This is a genomic window from Paraburkholderia sp. RL17-337-BIB-A (assembly GCF_046025895.1).
Classification (GTDB): Bacteria; Pseudomonadota; Gammaproteobacteria; order Burkholderiales; family Burkholderiaceae; genus Paraburkholderia; species Paraburkholderia fungorum_C.
In genome coordinates this window covers 3321799-3338720 of the sequence record NZ_JARESY010000002.1, presented here as the reverse complement: position 1 = coordinate 3338720, position 16922 = coordinate 3321799, and the positions used below count along the sequence as shown (strand labels likewise).

Annotated in this window: 6 protein-coding genes, 2 rRNA genes and 8 pseudogenes; 9 read left to right on the top strand and 7 right to left on the bottom strand. The window is 58.8% G+C overall.

Features of this window, described 5'->3' with window-relative positions; all coding sequences use genetic code 11:
* Nucleotides 1-112 precede the first annotated feature (112 nt).
* Nucleotides 113-2991 (top strand): 23S ribosomal RNA (locus P0D84_RS35530).
* A gap of 218 nt (nucleotides 2992-3209) precedes the next feature.
* Nucleotides 3210-3322: ribosomal RNA gene (gene rrf / locus P0D84_RS35525) — 5S ribosomal RNA — on the top strand.
* Between the two features lie 292 nt (nucleotides 3323-3614).
* Here the strand turns inward: rrf and P0D84_RS35520 are convergent.
* Nucleotides 3615-4100, bottom strand: a pseudogene (locus P0D84_RS35520) (ATP-binding protein); the annotation flags it as partial.
* 89 nt (nucleotides 4101-4189) lie between these two features.
* Between P0D84_RS35520 and P0D84_RS49195 the strand changes: the two are divergent.
* The 3 genes and pseudogenes from P0D84_RS49195 to P0D84_RS35505 all read left to right on the top strand — a co-directional run.
* A pseudogene (locus P0D84_RS49195) lies at nucleotides 4190-4297 on the top strand (hypothetical protein); the annotation flags it as partial.
* A gap of 103 nt (nucleotides 4298-4400) precedes the next feature.
* A complete protein-coding gene (locus P0D84_RS35510) occupies nucleotides 4401-4568 on the top strand; it encodes a hypothetical protein (protein WP_161783704.1) in 168 nt (55 codons plus the stop codon).
* Nucleotides 4549-6609 carry a recombinase family protein gene (locus tag P0D84_RS35505; protein ID WP_408344795.1) on the top strand — a complete coding sequence of 687 codons (2061 nt, stop codon included), beginning with the start codon at nucleotides 4549-4551 and terminating at the stop codon, nucleotides 6607-6609. The genes P0D84_RS35510 and P0D84_RS35505 overlap by 20 nt, the downstream gene beginning before the upstream one ends.
* Before the next feature lie 28 nt (nucleotides 6610-6637).
* Here the strand turns inward: P0D84_RS35505 and P0D84_RS49095 are convergent.
* The 4 genes and pseudogenes from P0D84_RS49095 to P0D84_RS35485 all read right to left on the bottom strand — a co-directional run.
* Nucleotides 6638-6980 (bottom strand): annotated as a pseudogene (locus P0D84_RS49095) (ATP-binding protein); the annotation flags it as partial.
* Entirely contained in the window at nucleotides 6977-8278 is a 1302-nt protein-coding gene (locus P0D84_RS35495; RefSeq protein ID WP_408344789.1) for a Mu transposase domain-containing protein, read from the bottom strand. The pseudogene P0D84_RS49095 and the gene P0D84_RS35495, both read right to left, overlap by 4 nt.
* A gap of 596 nt (nucleotides 8279-8874) precedes the next feature.
* Nucleotides 8875-9087: pseudogene (locus tag P0D84_RS35490) on the bottom strand (GntR family transcriptional regulator); the annotation flags it as partial.
* Nucleotides 9088-9110: 23 nt separating this feature from the next.
* Nucleotides 9111-10535: a zinc ribbon domain-containing protein gene (locus P0D84_RS35485; protein WP_408344786.1), complete on the bottom strand. Its 1425-nt coding sequence runs from the start codon at nucleotides 10533-10535 to the stop codon at nucleotides 9111-9113.
* A gap of 156 nt (nucleotides 10536-10691) precedes the next feature.
* Between P0D84_RS35485 and P0D84_RS35480 the strand changes: the two are divergent.
* A pseudogene (locus P0D84_RS35480) lies at nucleotides 10692-11718 on the top strand (ABC transporter substrate-binding protein); the annotation flags it as partial.
* A 116-nt stretch (nucleotides 11719-11834) separates the two neighbouring features.
* On the opposite strand, the pseudogene P0D84_RS35475 reads toward P0D84_RS35480, so the two are convergent.
* A pseudogene (locus P0D84_RS35475) lies at nucleotides 11835-13281 on the bottom strand (IS5 family transposase).
* A 117-nt stretch (nucleotides 13282-13398) separates the two neighbouring features.
* Between P0D84_RS35475 and P0D84_RS35470 the strand changes: the two are divergent.
* Nucleotides 13399-13583 (top strand): annotated as a pseudogene (locus tag P0D84_RS35470) (ABC transporter substrate-binding protein); the annotation flags it as partial.
* A 216-nt stretch (nucleotides 13584-13799) separates the two neighbouring features.
* On the opposite strand, the gene P0D84_RS35465 reads toward P0D84_RS35470, so the two are convergent.
* Nucleotides 13800-14900 carry an IS5 family transposase gene (locus tag P0D84_RS35465; protein WP_408346296.1) on the bottom strand — a complete coding sequence of 367 codons (1101 nt, stop codon included), beginning with the start codon at nucleotides 14898-14900 and terminating at the stop codon, nucleotides 13800-13802.
* 102 nt (nucleotides 14901-15002) lie between these two features.
* On the opposite strand from P0D84_RS35465, the gene P0D84_RS35460 reads away from it, so the two are divergent.
* Both P0D84_RS35460 and P0D84_RS35455 read left to right on the top strand, forming a co-directional pair.
* The gene (locus tag P0D84_RS35460; protein WP_408344783.1) at nucleotides 15003-15848 is read left to right on the top strand and encodes a branched-chain amino acid ABC transporter permease; all 846 of its coding nucleotides are present in this window, start codon (nucleotides 15003-15005) and stop codon (nucleotides 15846-15848) included.
* Nucleotides 15845-16859: pseudogene (locus tag P0D84_RS35455) on the top strand (branched-chain amino acid ABC transporter permease); the annotation flags it as partial. The gene P0D84_RS35460 and the pseudogene P0D84_RS35455, both read left to right, overlap by 4 nt.
* Nucleotides 16860-16922 lie beyond the last annotated feature (63 nt).

Sequence of the window (16922 nt, the reverse complement as noted above, 5' to 3'; positions counted from 1 at the left end):
AAAAGGTAATCGAAAGATTGCCTTGGAATACGGCGCAACACGAATACTCAACCTGTAGCGATTGTGGCGAGGCATGGATCTTCGGATCGGTGTTGAGACACACCCGTTATAGGGTCAAGCGAACAAGTGCATGTGGTGGATGCCTTGGCGATCACAGGCGATGAAGGACGCGGTAGCCTGCGAAAAGCGACGGGGAGCTGGCAAACGAGCTTTGATCCGTCGATGTCCGAATGGGGAAACCCACCTCTTTTGAGGTATCCGTGACTGAATACATAGGTCACGAGAAGCGAACGCGGTGAACTGAAACATCTAAGTAACCGCAGGAAAAGAAATCAACCGAGATTCCCAGAGTAGTGGCGAGCGAAATGGGATCAGCCTGTACTCTTTATCTTCATTGTTAGTCGAAGGCTCTGGAAAGTGCCGCCATAGCAGGTGATAGCCCTGTAGACGAAAACAGCGAGGAAGAACTGGGTGTACGACAAGTAGGGCGGGACACGTGAAATCCTGTCTGAAGATGGGGGGACCATCCTCCAAGGCTAAATACTCGTGATCGACCGATAGTGAACCAGTACCGTGAGGGAAAGGCGAAAAGAACCCCGGGAGGGGAGTGAAATAGATCCTGAAACCGCATGCATACAAACAGTCGGAGCCTCGTAAGGGGTGACGGCGTACCTTTTGTATAATGGGTCAGCGACTTACATTCAGTGGCAAGCTTAACCGATTAGGGCAGGCGTAGCGAAAGCGAGTCCGAACAGGGCGTTCAGTCGCTGGGTGTAGACCCGAAACCAGGTGATCTATCCATGGCCAGGATGAAGGTGCGGTAACACGTACTGGAGGTCCGAACCCACTAACGTTGAAAAGTTAGGGGATGAGCTGTGGATAGGGGTGAAAGGCTAAACAAACCTGGAAATAGCTGGTTCTCTCCGAAAACTATTTAGGTAGTGCCTCGTGTATCACCTTCGGGGGTAGAGCACTGTCATGGTTGTGGGGTCCATTGCGGATTACTACGCCATAGCAAACTCCGAATACCGAAGAGTGCAATCACGGGAGACAGACATCGGGTGCTAACGTCCGGTGTCAAGAGGGAAACAACCCAGACCGCCAGCTAAGGTCCCCAAATATTGCTAAGTGGGAAACGAAGTGGGAAGGCTAAAACAGTCAGGAGGTTGGCTTAGAAGCAGCCATCCTTTAAAGAAAGCGTAATAGCTCACTGATCGAGTCGTCCTGCGCGGAAGATGTAACGGGGCTAAGCAATATACCGAAGCTGCGGATGCACATTTATGTGCATGGTAGGAGAGCGTTCCGTAAGCCTGCGAAGGTGCATTGAAAAGTGCGCTGGAGGTATCGGAAGTGCGAATGCTGACATGAGTAGCGATAAAGGGGGTGAAAGGCCCCCTCGCCGTAAGCCCAAGGTTTCCTACGCAACGTTCATCGGCGTAGGGTGAGTCGGCCCCTAAGGCGAGGCAGAAATGCGTAGCTGATGGGAAGCAGGTTAATATTCCTGCACCATTGTTAAATGCGATGGGGGGACGGATCGCGGAAGGTTGTCCGGGTGTTGGAAGTCCCGGTCGCTGCGTTGGAGAAGGCACTCAGGCAAATCCGGGTGCGTAATTCAAGGGCGTGGCGCCATTCACTTAGGTGAAGAAGCAATCGGAAGTGGTTCCAAGAAAAGCCTCTAAGCTTCAGTTTAACAAGACCGTACCGCAAACCGACACAGGTGGGCGAGATGAGTATTCTAAGGCGCTTGAGAGAACTCGGGAGAAGGAACTCGGCAAATTGGTACCGTAACTTCGGGATAAGGTACGCCCCTGTAGCCTGACGCGCCTGCGCGCTTAGGGTGAAGGGGTTGCAATAAACTGGTGGCTGCGACTGTTTAATAAAAACACAGCACTCTGCAAACACGAAAGTGGACGTATAGGGTGTGACGCCTGCCCGGTGCCGGAAGATTAAATGATGGGGTGCAAGCTCTTGATTGAAGTCCCGGTAAACGGCGGCCGTAACTATAACGGTCCTAAGGTAGCGAAATTCCTTGTCGGGTAAGTTCCGACCTGCACGAATGGCGTAACGATGGCCACACTGTCTCCTCCCGAGACTCAGCGAAGTTGAAGTGTTTGTGATGATGCAATCTCCCCGCGGCTAGACGGAAAGACCCCATGAACCTTTACTGTAGCTTTGCATTGGACTTTGAACCGGTCTGTGTAGGATAGGTGGGAGGCTTTGAAGCGTGGACGCCAGTCTGCGTGGAGCCGCCCTTGAAATACCACCCTGGTTTGTTTGAGGTTCTAACCTTGGTCCGTGATCCGGATCGGGGACAGTGCATGGTAGGCAGTTTGACTGGGGCGGTCTCCTCCCAAAGTGTAACGGAGGAGTACGAAGGTACGCTAGGTACGGTCGGAAATCGTGCTGATAGTGCAATGGCATAAGCGTGCTTAACTGCGAGACCGACAAGTCGAGCAGGTGCGAAAGCAGGTCATAGTGATCCGGTGGTTCTGTATGGAAGGGCCATCGCTCAACGGATAAAAGGTACTCTGGGGATAACAGGCTGATACCGCCCAAGAGTTCATATCGACGGCGGTGTTTGGCACCTCGATGTCGGCTCATCTCATCCTGGGGCTGTAGCCGGTCCCAAGGGTATGGCTGTTCGCCATTTAAAGAGGTACGTGAGCTGGGTTTAAAACGTCGTGAGACAGTTTGGTCCCTATCTGCCGTGGGCGCTGGATATTTGAAGGGGGCTGCTCCTAGTACGAGAGGACCGGAGTGGACGAACCTCTGGTGTACCGGTTGTCACGCCAGTGGCATCGCCGGGTAGCTATGTTCGGAAGAGATAACCGCTGAAAGCATCTAAGCGGGAAACTCGCCTTAAGATGAGATATCCCCGGGGCTTCGAGCCCCTTGAAGGGTCGTTCAAGACCAGGACGTTGATAGGTCAGGTGTGGAAGCGCAGTAATGCGTTAAGCTAACTGATACTAATTGCCCGTAAGGCTTGATCCTATAACCGGTGTGTTTTACGCCATGAGCTGGCGCTTCAGCGCTTGCTCAGGGCCACCCCCGAAGGGGGCAGGGACACACGCACGGTTGAGTGATCAGTGTTGTGCCAGAAACAACATGACCCTGACGTGGGTTGAACACGTCAACGAGAGGCATCCTCTCAGCTACTTCTTCCAGATTGGTTGTATTGCCCCGCCCGGGCAGTACGGCAACAAGTCATGCCTGATGACCATAGCGAGTCGGTCCCACCCCTTCCCATCCCGAACAGGACCGTGAAACGACTCCACGCCGATGATAGTGCGGATTCCCGTGTGAAAGTAGGTAATCGTCAGGCTCCCCTGCAGTAACAGAAACCCCACCCCAAAAGGTGGGGTTTCTGCGTTACCGTGTGGAAAAGCGGGTGCAGAACGGGCCTTGTTTCACGGCCGATATCGAAAACCCCGACACCGCGCGCTCCGCCGCACCGAGTTGCTCGCCGGTCGCCGAGTCGAAGCTGGACTCAGCCAGAAAGCCCGTTAGCAGCATGACCTGCGCGAGCGTTTGTGCATCGCTTGGATAGCGTTAAGCAGGAAGTCCGGTTTGCCGACAAACATCTTGGCCGGTCGGCCGAGGTGATTGTCGCTGCGTCAGGGGGTCATGGTTGTCGCTCCGTTCGGGTTGTCAGTGGGTAATTGACGGCGGCGCTCTTTCTGTTTGTCGCTGGCTGTGCGGCGCCGATAGCTTTCGACATTCAGCTCGAAGATCGTCGAGTGATGAACGAGCCGGTCGATGGCGGCCACCGTCATGCCGGGGTCCGGGAAGACGTCGTTCCAGCCGGAGAACGGCTGGTTGGCCGTTATTAGAAGACTTTTCCGCTCATACCTCTCGGCGATCAGCTCAAATAGCACGCTGGTTTCAGCCTGGTCTTTCCTCACATACGACAGATCATCGAGGATGATCAGGTCGAACCGGTCAAGCTTCGCCAGCGCCGAAGGCAGCTGCAGACTCTGGCGCGCGACCTGGAGCTTCTGCACGATTTCGCCGGTGCGCGTGAACAATACGCGATAGCCGGCGTCGATTAACGCATGGCCGATGGCGGACCCCAAGTGACTTTTTCCGCCGCCGGGCGAACCAGCAACATACTGCCCATAATCAAGGCGACGACGTCGTCGTTCGCTATCCGTTTCACCCGCGCTTCGGCGAGTGCATCAATGTCATAGGTATGAATCGCTATCGAGGCGAGTCGTACCTGATCATCATGCAGCCGGATGGTACGCGTGCGCACCTTCCGCCGTGGATGACCTGGGAGGAAGCGAGCCAAATGCACGTGGTCTCGCAGCCAGAGTTGCCGCATGCTGTATTGGTCGAACTGCAGCGTCTGATTGACGCCGCTTTATCTTGCAGTGTGTCGTCTACACACGGGAGATACAGTGATGCGCAAACAGGTGATCAGGCAGAAGGGTCTGTTCGACGAAGCCCACGACGAAACGTACTTGCCAGCGGAGACGCTATCGGAAGTGGTGGCGCAACTGGCGCTGCTGATGCAATCGGTAATCGACGCGATCGAGATGGAGGTGCGCGATGAGCAAGATCCGCGCTGAACATCTTGCGCGCCGTGCATGCGTGTATATCAGGCAATCAACATTCGATCAGGTTCAGCACAACCGCGAGAGCCAGTTGCGACAGTATGGGCTTGCGGATCGCGCCCGCGCGCTAGGCTGGCCCGACGTATCCGTCATTGACGACGACCTTGGCCGCTCGGGATCAGGTATTCATCGGCCGGGTTTCGAACGGCTACTGGCTACACTTTGCAGTGGCGAGATTGGTGCAGTATTCTGCATTGAAGCCTCCCGGCTGGCGCGCAATGGGCGTGACTGGCACACGCTGCTGGAATTCTGTCGACTTGTCGGAACGATCCTGATCGACGAGGACGGAATCTATGATCCTCGGGAACCTAACGACCGGCTTTTGTTGGGCATGAAGGGCACGCTGTCCGAGATGGAACTATCGACATTTCGCCAACGTTCCCAGGCCGCACTGGACCAGAAGGCCAAACGCGGTGAGTTATTCATGACGGTTCCGATTGGCTATGTTCGGGTCCCAAACAATCGAATCGAGATCGATCCGGATCGGCGTATCCGTGAAGCACTCGGGCTGGTCTTCCAGAAGTTTCGTGAGTTAGGGAGCGTCAGGCAGGTCTTGCTCTGGATCAGGCAGGAGAATATCGAATTGCCGGCGGTCACTTACGGTCAAGAGGGTCGCCATGTCGTCTGGAGATTGCCGATATATAACACTGTGCTGAAGATGCTGTCGAATCCCACCTACGGCGGCGCCTATGCGTTTGGCAAGACCAGGACAATCGTGCGCATTGAGAACGGCCGCAAGCGTCTTCACAGCGGCACTCACGTCGATCGCAAGGATTGGCAGGTCTTGATCGTCGAGCACCATGCGGGCTACATTAGCTGGGAAGAATACGAGAGCAACCGCAAATTGATTACCGACAATGCCAACATGAAGGGCAACATGGTCCGCGGTTCGGTTAAACGCGGCAGTTCGCTGTTGCCGGGTCTATTGCGTTGCGGTCATTGCGGACGCAAGCTGCATATTGCGTATTCTGGCACCAAAGGTGTGGTGGCCCGTTATCACTGCCGCGGCAGCATGCTGAATCACGGCGGTCCCGGTTGTATTTCGTTCGGTGCGTTGCGTGTAGATCAGCGCGTTTCGGAGGAAGTTTTACGGCGACTTGAACCATTGGGCATTCGCGCCTCGTTGGACGCCATCGAGCGTAATCGTGTGAGTGACGACGAGCGAGTCCGGCATAAGGAGCTGGCGCTCGAACAGGCACGTTATGAAGCGACCCGCGCTCGTCGACAGTACGACGCCATCGACCCCGATAACCGGTTGGTTGCCGCCGAGCTGGAGCGCCGCTGGAACGATGCGTTAACAACACAAGCGCAACGGCAAGCCGAACTTGACGCGCTACGCGAACAGCCGGCAGATTCACTCAGCAACGCCGCTCGCGACGAACTCATGAGGTTGGGAACGGATTTGCCCCGGCTGTGGAATCACCCCGCCAGTGCCCTCGAAATCAAGAAACGTATCTTGCGTACTGTTCTCAAGGAGATTGTCGTTACGAAGCAGGACCACACCATCCGGGCGCTTCTTCACTGGCAGGGAGGCCAACACACTGAACTCGAATTCCAAACGAACCGTACTGGGCAGCATCGCTGGGTCACCGACAGCGAGACGATTGATATCATTCGCGCTTTGGCAAGAACCCTCCCGGACCTATCGATTGCTGCGATCATCAATCGCCTGGGCAGACGCACGGCCAGGGGGCATACATGGACTGCAGCGCGCATTGGTATCTTGCGTCACGATCATTCGATTTCTGTCTATCGCGAAGGAGAGAGGCAGGAGCGTAACGAACTGACGGCGACGGAAGCCGCTGCATTATTACGTATCAGCGCGCCCACGGTTCTGCGTTTGATCCGCACGAAGCAATTGCCGGCTACGCAGGCGTGCATTGGCGCACCGTGGGTTATACATCGCACCGATATAGACGCGTATTGCGCACAACGGGATTCGGCTGAAGGCCCGCAATCGGCAGATCCAAATCAACTATCCATTGATCTTCAATAACATAGGGAGGTGAGCATTATGTCTCGTGTCCGGGCGGACCGAACAGGAGAATCGTGGCGCCTTTCTCAAGCCACGAATCGCCGGTGGCCAGCGCCATCACATGCGCCTTCGAGACCATAGGCACAACACCGAAGTCGAAGGTGGCAAGCGTCTTGGTCGGATCCAGATGTGACTCGGCACGATGACGTTCGATTTCTTCGTTTGGCGCGCTCGGCGAGTTCATGTTCGAGCAATGCACCGAGTAACCGCGACGCCTGCCAGCTTTCCTTGTCCGAGCGTTCAGCGAAGTCCGGCCATAACCGGCCGATCGTTGGCAGGCGCAATTCGTTGAGCATTAGCGCGATACGGCCAGCATCGTAGGCGGCGTTCATGCGAGCACCTCCTCATTGAGCAACGTGTCATAGAGCGCGGCGGACGGCATCTCGACGACAACCACCGGACACTCGGCCTGGCGCGGCGCGAACTCAGCGAACAGCGCCTTCAGATCGGGCAGTTCACCGAGTTCGAGCAATGCATCGAGCCTCTGCGCCAGTTGCGCCTCGACGCCGTGGTTTCCTGCCAGCTCAAGCAGGCCCACCATGGTCTTGCATGCGCTGCGTGGCGTCAGCGCCTCCTCGAGTCGCTCCGAGGTGCGTCGGTAGGCTTCACGCGGAAACAGATCGTCACGGAACGCGAGGCCCTTGAAGGCCTGCGGCTTGCGTTTGAGCGAATCGATGAAGTGCCGGTAGTCGATGCCGCGACCGCGCCGTTTGCTCGTGTGCGTGGCTCTCGCCGTGCTGTGCACGAGCGCGCCGGACAGATAGCAATCGAGCCGGTCACTGTACAGGCGTACCTTCAGGCGATGACCGATCAGTCGCGACGGGGCGCTGTACAGGACGCAACGCACGGTGAACGTGCCGCAGCGTGTCACGCGCGCCTCTTCCTCCGTGAAGTCGGTGGTACGGTGTTCAGGCAGATCTAGCAGGTGTTCGCGCTCGATCTGGAACGCTGCAGCGTTGCGCCGGTTGCGGCGCATCACCACCCCGCGCACGAACTCGTCGTACGCGGCCGCCGACAGGCTGTCGGAACGATGTTCCCGTGGGCAACCGCCGGCCTGCCACAGCGCGTTCTGCAATCCCGTCGCCAGCGCCTGGAAGCTCTCCCCGCCATCGACCACGCTAGCGTATTCCCAGCGCGAGAACGCCAGCACGAAGTGATACAGCAGGTGGTTGAGCGGGATGCCACCAATCGTTACGCACAACTTGTCCATGTGCGTGAAGTCCGACAGGCCTCGCGCGCCTGGCTGATACGTTTGAGGGAAGAACACTTCCTGGTTCGGGCCTTCGAGCGCGCGCCACTGGCTGACATGTCGCTCAAACGTGCGGCGCATGCTGTCAGGAAAGCGCTCGGGATGGTCCTCCTGCAATTTGCGCAGCAGAGTGATCGCCTTCAGCTTTGGCGCAGCGCGTAGCAACGGGACTACTTCGCTCTCCCAGACACCGGCGAACGGATCAGGGCGCGAGCGCCAGTAGCGCCGGGGCTGCTGTGACGGTAGTCCGGCTTCGTGTTCGACACGTCGCGCCGTGCGCTCGCTCATGCCTGACTTCGCCGCAGCGAGCTTCTGTGGATGGTGTTTGCGATGGTTCATGTAGAGGCGGACCTGCTGGTCGGTGATGCGGCTTCCAGACATGGGCTGACCGCCTCTTTTTAGGTTCAGTCAGCCATCCTAAGCCTCGCCGATCCGGCGCCGCCGGCAGTTCGTCGTCTCCGGCGGCTAACCCGCCTCCGACTCCTCACTACCGGCCAAGATGAATGTCGCTACACCGGACGTAGTCATTGTCGCCCCCCAATCGCTCGTGCTACCGGCGCCGCGGCGCAAGGCATCGAGCGCCAGATGCACGCGCAAGGCAAGGTCATCGGAGATTTTCCGGTCGATCGGCACAGCAAGGCTTTGTCATGCCGAGCACGTGCAGCGCCGGTGTTGCGGGAAAACGGAATAGGTTGTGCCACGACGGTCCAGTGTTATGCCTGTGCAGATGCAATAACGGTGCGCGCCGCAAAAGGTTGAGCCCTCACGTGGCTGCCGCAACCCAATTGGCCGTCTTGAGCAGGGGGATGGCTGTGCCCGAGCCAATCGCCGTCAGTCGACTGGTGCGTCCGTGCTTTCATTTTTCCCGAGTCGACCTTTTCGATTCCATTCGTTCCGTCCGCTTGCAACGCAGGCACGCAGGGCACCTTCCGCTGCAGGTGCCGCGCCATCCGGCAGCGGCACTTCTCAAATCGACTTCACTCCTGACCGGCATCATCAGCCGGTGCGACGCTACGCGCCCTCACGCGCCGGCGAATCTCCGAATCAAGAATTAGCCGACCACGCAGCTTGCCCTTCATCCGCTTCACATAGCGTGGCGCTTCGGTCATGTGGACCACCATCAATTCGCGCACCTTTTCCACGTCACGTTCGCGTGCTGCTTTCGTGATCGCTTTGTGAATCTGGGTATTCGGATTTTCGTGTTGAAAGTAGATCAACTGAAAGGTCCGATTGACTTCGCCGTGGCTGCCCAGGACCGGAAATACGGATTGGACAGACGTGGGTCGGCAGACCTACCCCGAGGTCTGTGATATCGCTCGACATGCTGGCGTACCAGTTTGTCGAGGAGTGCATCGCGGATTGCCCGGCCCGAGCCTGTATCCTCCAGAGAACGTCTCTGAAGCAGGTTGCGCGCCGCGTTGACATCCGCGTGCTTACGGTGCCCGCACCAGCGGCAGGCGAACAGCGCCTGTGTGGAGCGGTTGGCCCTGTCCACGTAGCCACATGCAGAATCGGTCTGCGATGAGTACGCGGCGAGGGCCTTGGTCGTCTTGATGCCCAGGCGTTCTTCGAGGTCCTTCAGCTTGGCCTCGATGATGCCCCGTCCCATGTTCGAGAGCAGCCGGTTTAGGCGCTTGCTCAGACCGGGCGCACGGAAGTCTAGTCGCTCGAGGACAAGCTCGGCCGGCGCCTTCGTGGTCACGAGCCGGTTGAGAATGCGGTTCACCTCGCTCGTGAGGCAGCCGCGCAGAGCCGCGACCCGCGCCCGATAGCGTGCGTGCCGGTTGGGCTTGCTGCCGCGCTGCTGCAGGTACTTCGCCAGTCCCGTGATGCGTCGGTCGTAGTGCTCGAGTTTCGCGCGCCAGCCGCGCCCCAGCAGGTCACCCTCGTTAGTCGCGAACAGGGTGTTCAGCCCGAGGTCCAGTGCGATCGCTTCGCACCGTGGCTGATAGGCCGCACGGGACGCTTCGAAAGCGTTCGTGACGTCCGTGAGGATGCCGACACCGAATGACCCGTCGGGACGCTGGTTGACCTGCACGGTCAGCGCGCGCGTGCCCGCGCGCAGGGTGTGATGCTCGTAGGTCTGCAGGGGGAGCTCAACGCGTACGCCCTTTTCCAGGGTAGACAGCCGAGCCCAGAGGGGGAAGTGCGTAGCGGTTCGCGCTGGCATCACGGATACCATGCGCTGGTCGATGATCATGTTCAACCGGTTCAGCGCCGGCCGCCGGTGGTGCGCCATAACCGAGCGGAAGATCGCGCGCGCGAGACGACGCACGTCCTCAGGGATAACAGTGCCGTCCTTCATGGTGAGAGGAACAGCAAGCGTGTGCCACGCCTTCCACCGGTTGATGAAGTGCAGTTGATGGCGAACGGTCGCGTCGACTCCCGAGCGGTTCACGAGATCGCGGAACTCGTTCTGGCGGTTGGAAAGGAAGGATTCGAGCACTCCGACAACCTGATGACGGATCATCTGGCCGTAGGCCGCGCCGACCCTGTCGTAGCCAGTGCGAGACTTCAGCCGCGCATCACACGCCCCGGACCGGTAGAACTGCTTCCACTGTTCGCGACCGTGCACCACCGCTACGCGTCGCCATGCCTGCAGGAGTGCCCGTACGCGCGCGTGCTTCGACGCATTCATGGGCGCGGGCAGGACGTCGCAACGGTAGAGTTTGCAGGCACGGGGCATGACGATCACTGTACATGCATACAGTAGTCGCGGCAAGTCGTTGAATGTTCAACCTTACAGCGTTCCACACGGTAATCCGGATGCCCCTCTTTCTTAAGGAGCGTCATTTTGAATCGCCGAAATATGTTGAAGCTGGCCGCGTTGTCGGCCCTTCCGGGGACGTTGGGCTCGCTGCTCGCGCGTAGCGCGTTCGCGCAGGCCGGGGCCTTGCAGTTCGCCTGTCCGGTGCCGATGTCGGGCCCATTCGCCGCGAACGGCAAGTACGCCGACCTCGGCATGAAGCTCGCTATCGAGCAGTACTGCAAGGTACTTGGCCAACCGCTTGCCTATACCGTGCTCGATACGGAAGGCAAGCCTGCAACAGCCGTGCCGTGTGCAGGAAATCGCTCAACAGAAAAATGCGCGCTTCTTCGCCGGCGGTATTCTGTCCTCCGAAGCATTGGCGATGGGCGAGGAAGTGCAGAAGGCCGGCGGCATCTTTATCACCACGGCAGGTGCGGACGAGATCACCGGCAAGGACTGCAACGACGCGACTTTCCGCTGGTCCGTGCCGACCTACGGTGCGATCGAACAGACCGTGCGCCCGTTGACCCAGATGATGCCGAAAGCAAAACGCTGGAACACGATCACGCCGCAGTATGTATTCGGCGACGGTTTGCTGTCGGCGGCCAAGGCGATTTTCAAGGAGAAGGGCATTGAGCATGTGGGCAATAGCTACCATTCGCTCAACGAGAAGGAATTCAGCGGCTATCTGACGAATGCAGTCGCCGCGAAGCCTGATGTCCTGCTGATTCTCAACTTCGGGTCGCAATCGTCCGATACGTTGCGCCAGGCCGTGAGCTTCGGCATGAAGAACAATTGCACGATTCTGATTGCGTGGGCTTCCGGTCTGGAGCAGTTCGAATCGCTTGGTGCGGACCTGTGCGAAGGCGTCTATTTCGGCGCACAGTATTGGCACGACATCGACTCACCGCTCAATCGCGATCTCGTCAAACGCAGCAATACCGCGTTCAAGGCCAATCCCAATTACAGCCTCGCGGGTTCTTACATCTGCACAAAGATCTTGCTCGACGGCATTGTGAAAGCGGGCACGGTCGATCCGAAGAAGGTGGTCGCGACGCTCGAGGGTATGAAGTAGTCGGTCCTGAAAAATTCAGTTTGCGCATCAGCGCGACTTCATGGGGCCAGTGAGGCCACAGTCTCCGTCTGCGCGGCGAGGCAGTGGAACCGCCTGGATGTCAACGAAGGGAATCAGTGCCTTTGCAGACGGTTCCAGCAAGCCGGTGCTGGCGTGAGCGTGACAGTGACGAGCCACTGCAGCGTCGCGAGGATAAAAAATACGGGAGCTAGGCCCAGACGGACGATTGCGCGCAGCAACCATCGCAGGTTGTACCCCGCAGCACACAGTACCGCGTGTAGCGCATCGCCGGCCTTCCCTTTAAGCCAGCAACGCCGCATGCCGTGATCATGCTTCACATGGCCGATGATCGGTTCGATCGCCTGCCGCCGTTTTAGCCAGCGTCGCTGCGTGCTCGTCAGGCTCCTGTGTTTGCCGCGATGAATCAGTTTTACTGACGATACCTCGTCATCGACCCCACGAAACCCGAGATCGACCAGCACGGTCTTCGGTTGCGGCGTACCGGGCAGATCCTGCAACAGGATGGTGCTCTGTTCAAGTTGTTCTGCCAGCGTGTGGCCGTCGTATGGGTTGCCCGCGAACGTGCGCGCGCCAACGATCAGCCCTTGTTTTTCCGTGATCGCAAGGCTTACCTTGACGCCGAACTCGTAGGGCTGGCGCGCCTTGCCTTTACCGATGCACTCGACTTCGGGCGCGTGCAGGGCGTAAAGCTTGTTTTTGTCCTTTGTACGTTGGCGACAAATGCGCCACGCCCGCTCCAGCCACACGCGCAGTTGTGCCTTCCGTTCATCTGAGGCTCCAGACAGCTTGCGTTCGATGTCGCGCAGTAGCCGTCCCAATACGGTGCGCTGACGTTTGAGTACACGCCGCAGTCGCCTGAACTGCTTCGCATGCGCATAGCCGCCCGCGCGGCGACGCAACCGTTTGCCTTCACGTTCGTACGTCTGCTTCAATACAAGACCAGCGCGTTGCGCAAGTTGCACGAGTCTGGTTCGCGCCACCTCCAGCAGACGGCTGTCAGTCGGATACGCAATGGCCTTCTCCTGGACCGTCGTATCAACAATCACGCGCTCGAATTCGGCCGGCTTCACCGCCTTCATCTGCACCGCCGCCGCGATCGTCGTCGCGAGCAGCTCCTCGACACCGACTTCGCCCAGCGCCTGCCGGAAACGCACCAGATTGGTCGGGTCGCATGGCAGATGTGGCTGAAAGTACTCCTCACCACAGAAGAACTGGAAGTACACGTCCTGCGCCCAGCGCTCGCACACCGATTCATCGCTCTCGTTATAAGTGTGCTTCAAATACAGCAGCCCGACCATTAGCCGCACTGGCAGTCGCGGACGTCCGGCCGCACTAACGCCACCGGCCAGTTCCTTAGAACTCACACCAAACAGGTCCACCGCTTCGCTTAACCGGCCATCGCGTGAGCGCCGCTCAAACAGGGGCGCGAGCCATCGCTTCGATGGCAGCCCACGGCATCCTCGTAGCCAGCACCGCAAGGGGGTGGCGCAGATCAATCATCGCGTCCAGACGGCTACGAAAAAAATCCGGTGTGCTCATCGGCCAAAACTCCCAGAATTTTTATCTCTTCGATAATCTTCCTGGGAGCCAGGTTATCCGAAAACCAACTGCTACGCCAGGCCAGACGGTGCTTCACAGGTTTTTGCAGATCCGACGAAGTATGTCGGTCTGACCGGTCCGGAAGAAGTCCGCAAGGGCGACCATCAGGTACTGAAGAACTACTATCTCTTGAAGGGCAAGGCGAAGAACAAGATGAAAATCGCCGACGACTACGCGGATATCGTAAGTTCAGGCCAGTCGTTCCTGCCGCTCGACAAGACCCCGGCTGCAAGATGGCCTGATGCGTCCGTGCCGCAGTGCCGCACACGAGCGCAGCGCGCCCATTAGCGAAACTCCGCTACACCCTTTAGCAGGCCGTTGAAATATCCGTCGTTGATGCGCTCAGATGCATTACGACGGATGCTGGGTTTGCACTTTTGAAACGCGGAACACGTTTGCGGGCATTCGGCGTTACTCGCGGGTTCACCATATCGGTGTTATCCATCGCTTCCTGCCCCTCAACCGGCAAGTGTGCGCATACGCGTCAGGTTGTAGCCGACCTGCGTCAGCACGAAGAGCTGGTCTACGCGTTCAAGTCCCCGATACATCGCTTGTCGAATTCGTCCGACTGTCTTGCTCCATCCGAACACCTGCTCAATGCGTTTACGTTTTTGCTGGCTGACCGCGTAACCCGGCCAGCGCGTAGTTCGCTCGTCAATTGCTGAACCTCCTGGACGCCCATCGTTTTGCGCCACATGCGGCGTCACACGGTTCGCTCGACAACTGGCCACGAAACCGGCGGTGTCGTAGTTCTTGTCCGCGCCGACCGTGATGCCGAGCGGCGCAACACTTGCGGCATCGGCAAGCATCAGCCCGGCCGCGTCGCGCTCGGCGGTGCCGGTCGCCAGCGTCACCTGTGCGTTGACCACCAGACCATGCCGGTTGTCGGTCAGCACGTGGCCCATATAACAGAGCATCGCTCCGGTTCCTTTGCTCTTGCGAAACAGGCGCGCCTGCTCGTCCGTCGTGGATTGGTGCGTCTCGTTACTGCGCTTCTGTCCGTGCCAGTTGTCATTCGGCGCGGGCGGTTCGTCAGGAGGCGTGTCGTCTTTGTCCGGACTTGCCTTGGGCACAAAGCTCTTGTGCCCGGCCCATGCCTGAATCAACGTGCCGTCGACGCTAAAGTGCTCCCCGGAAAGATATCCGCGCTCACGCGCGGTCTCGACTGTCTCGTTGAAGAGCAACACCAGCACATCGTGTTCGAGCAACCGGTCGCGGTTCTTGCTGAACGTCGAGTGGTCCCACACTGTCCCGTCCATCGGCAGGCCAACGAACCAGCGGAACAACATGTTGTAGGAAATCTGTTCCACCAGCATGCGCTCGCTACGAATCGAATACAGCACCTGCAGCAAAAGAGCTCGCACCAGCTTCTCCGGCGCGATGCTCGGCCGACCTCCTTTCGCGTCAGCCTCGTACATCCGCGCGAACACATCGTCCATGCGGTTAAGCGCGTCATTGAGCCAGGTGCGAATCGGACGCAACGGATGGTCCTTCGGTACAAAATCGTCCAGCTTCAACACCGTGAACATTGACTCGGTAAAACCATCTGGCCCACGCATCCGTTCCATCTCGCTCTCATTGATGACATCAGTTCAACGTTTACGCCTGCGTGCCGGATGACCGCTGCATGAGGTATTTCACCGGCCTGTTAGACGGACGCCATGAACGTTTATCTCCTGCAGATCGTCAACGGCATCGGAGTGGGGATGCTGTATTTCCTGCTCGCGGTCGGTTTGTCGATCGTGTTCGGCCTGCTGCGTTTCGTGAATTTCGCGCACGGCGCGTTCTATCTGCTCGGCGCGTATTTCTGCTATCAGGCAATGCAATGGTCGATGAATTTCTGGACCGCGCTGGTCGTCGTGCCGGTCGTCGTCGGTGCGCTTGCGTGGGTCGTCGAGAAGCTGATCTTGCGGCATGTTTACGCGCAACAGCACGAGTTTCATATTCTCGTGACGGTCGGCCTCGCTCTAGTCGTGCAGGAATGCGCGATCCTGATCTGGGGCCCGCTCGGCGACAACGTGCCGGTTCCCGACATGCAGAATGGTGTGGTGATCTGGGGCAGCTTCGTCTATCCGAAGTATCGCCTGTTCGTGATCGGATTCACAGCCGTGCTGGCCGCCCTGTTGTGGTGGGTGCTGGAAGGCACGCGGCTCGGTAGCGCGGTGCGCGCCGGCAGTGAATCGACGGAGATGGTGTCGTTGCTTGGCATCAACGTGACGCGCGTCTTCAGTCTGGTGTTCGCGCTGGGTGCCGCCACTGCCGCATTGGCGGGTGTGCTCGCCGCGCCGATTCGCGGCGTCGATCCGTTCATGGGCATCGAGGCGCTCAGTGTCGCGTTCGTTGTGGTGGTGGTCGGCGGAATGGGCAATTTTCTGGGCGCGCTGGTCGGAATCGTGCAGAGCGTAATGAGTACGTTGTGCCCGGAAGGCGCGCGGCTGATGATCTATGTCGCGATGGCCGCGGTGCTGCTCCTCCGGCCTAACGGCTTGCTCGGGAGAGCGGCATGATCGATACCTCGAAACCTGGTGTGCAAGCCGCTTCTTCCCGACCGGCTCAACGCAGCCTGAAGCATGCGTTGCATCGCTATCGCTTCCTGTTGCTTGCGTTGCTGGTCGTGTGCGTGTGGCCCCTCTCGCTGCGCTCCGGATCGCTTGCTACGGAAGTACTGGTGTTCGCGCTCGCCGCACTCGGTTGCAATCTGCTGCTCGGCCACACGGGCTTGCTCTCGTTCGGACAGGGCATTTTCTTCGGACTGGGCAGCTATTGTGCGGGCCTCGTCCTCACCAGAACGGCGCTGCCGATACCCGTGGCGCTGCTTGCCGCGATCGTGATCGGCGCGGCTGCCGCTGCACTGGTCGGCTGGTTTTCGATTCGTCAGCGCGGCACGTACTTCGTGATGTTGACGCTCGCATTCGGGCAACTGTTTTACTTCCTCGCTTACACCACACCCGATCTGACCGGGGGTGACAACGGCTTGCTCGACATTCCACGTCCGGCGTTGGGGTTGTTCGGCAAAGCACTCGTGCCGTTGACCTCGCCGTGGCAGTACTACGGTTTCGTCGCCGTGCTGTTCCTCGTGGTGTTCTGGTTGCTGATGCGCGTCTCGCACTCGGTATTCGGCCGGACATTGCTGGCGATTCGAGACAATGAGGCGCGCGCGGCCGCGGTCGGCTACGACGTCAAACGCTTCAAGCTCATGGCGTTCGTGATCTCCCGGCGCGGTGACGGGCCTCGCTGGCGCGTTGCATGCACTGATGACCGGTATCGCGCCACTGTCCAACATCGATTACCACACGAGCGAGATGATTCTCGTGATGACGGTGATCGGTGGCACGGGCAATCTGTTCGCGTCGGTGCTGGGTGCGGCGTTCTATGTGCTGTTCGCCGATTGGCTTTCCACGCTATGGCCGCGCTGGCTGTTGCTGCTCGGCATCGTGCTGATCGCCGTTAGTCTTTTCATGCAGCGCGGGCTATGGGGTTTGGGCGAACGAATCTGGCAAGCGCTGCGGCGCAACCCATCCTCGCGGCGACGAGCGTGTACGCAGCGCCTATCTCGGCAACATGATCACCGGAGGCCGGGC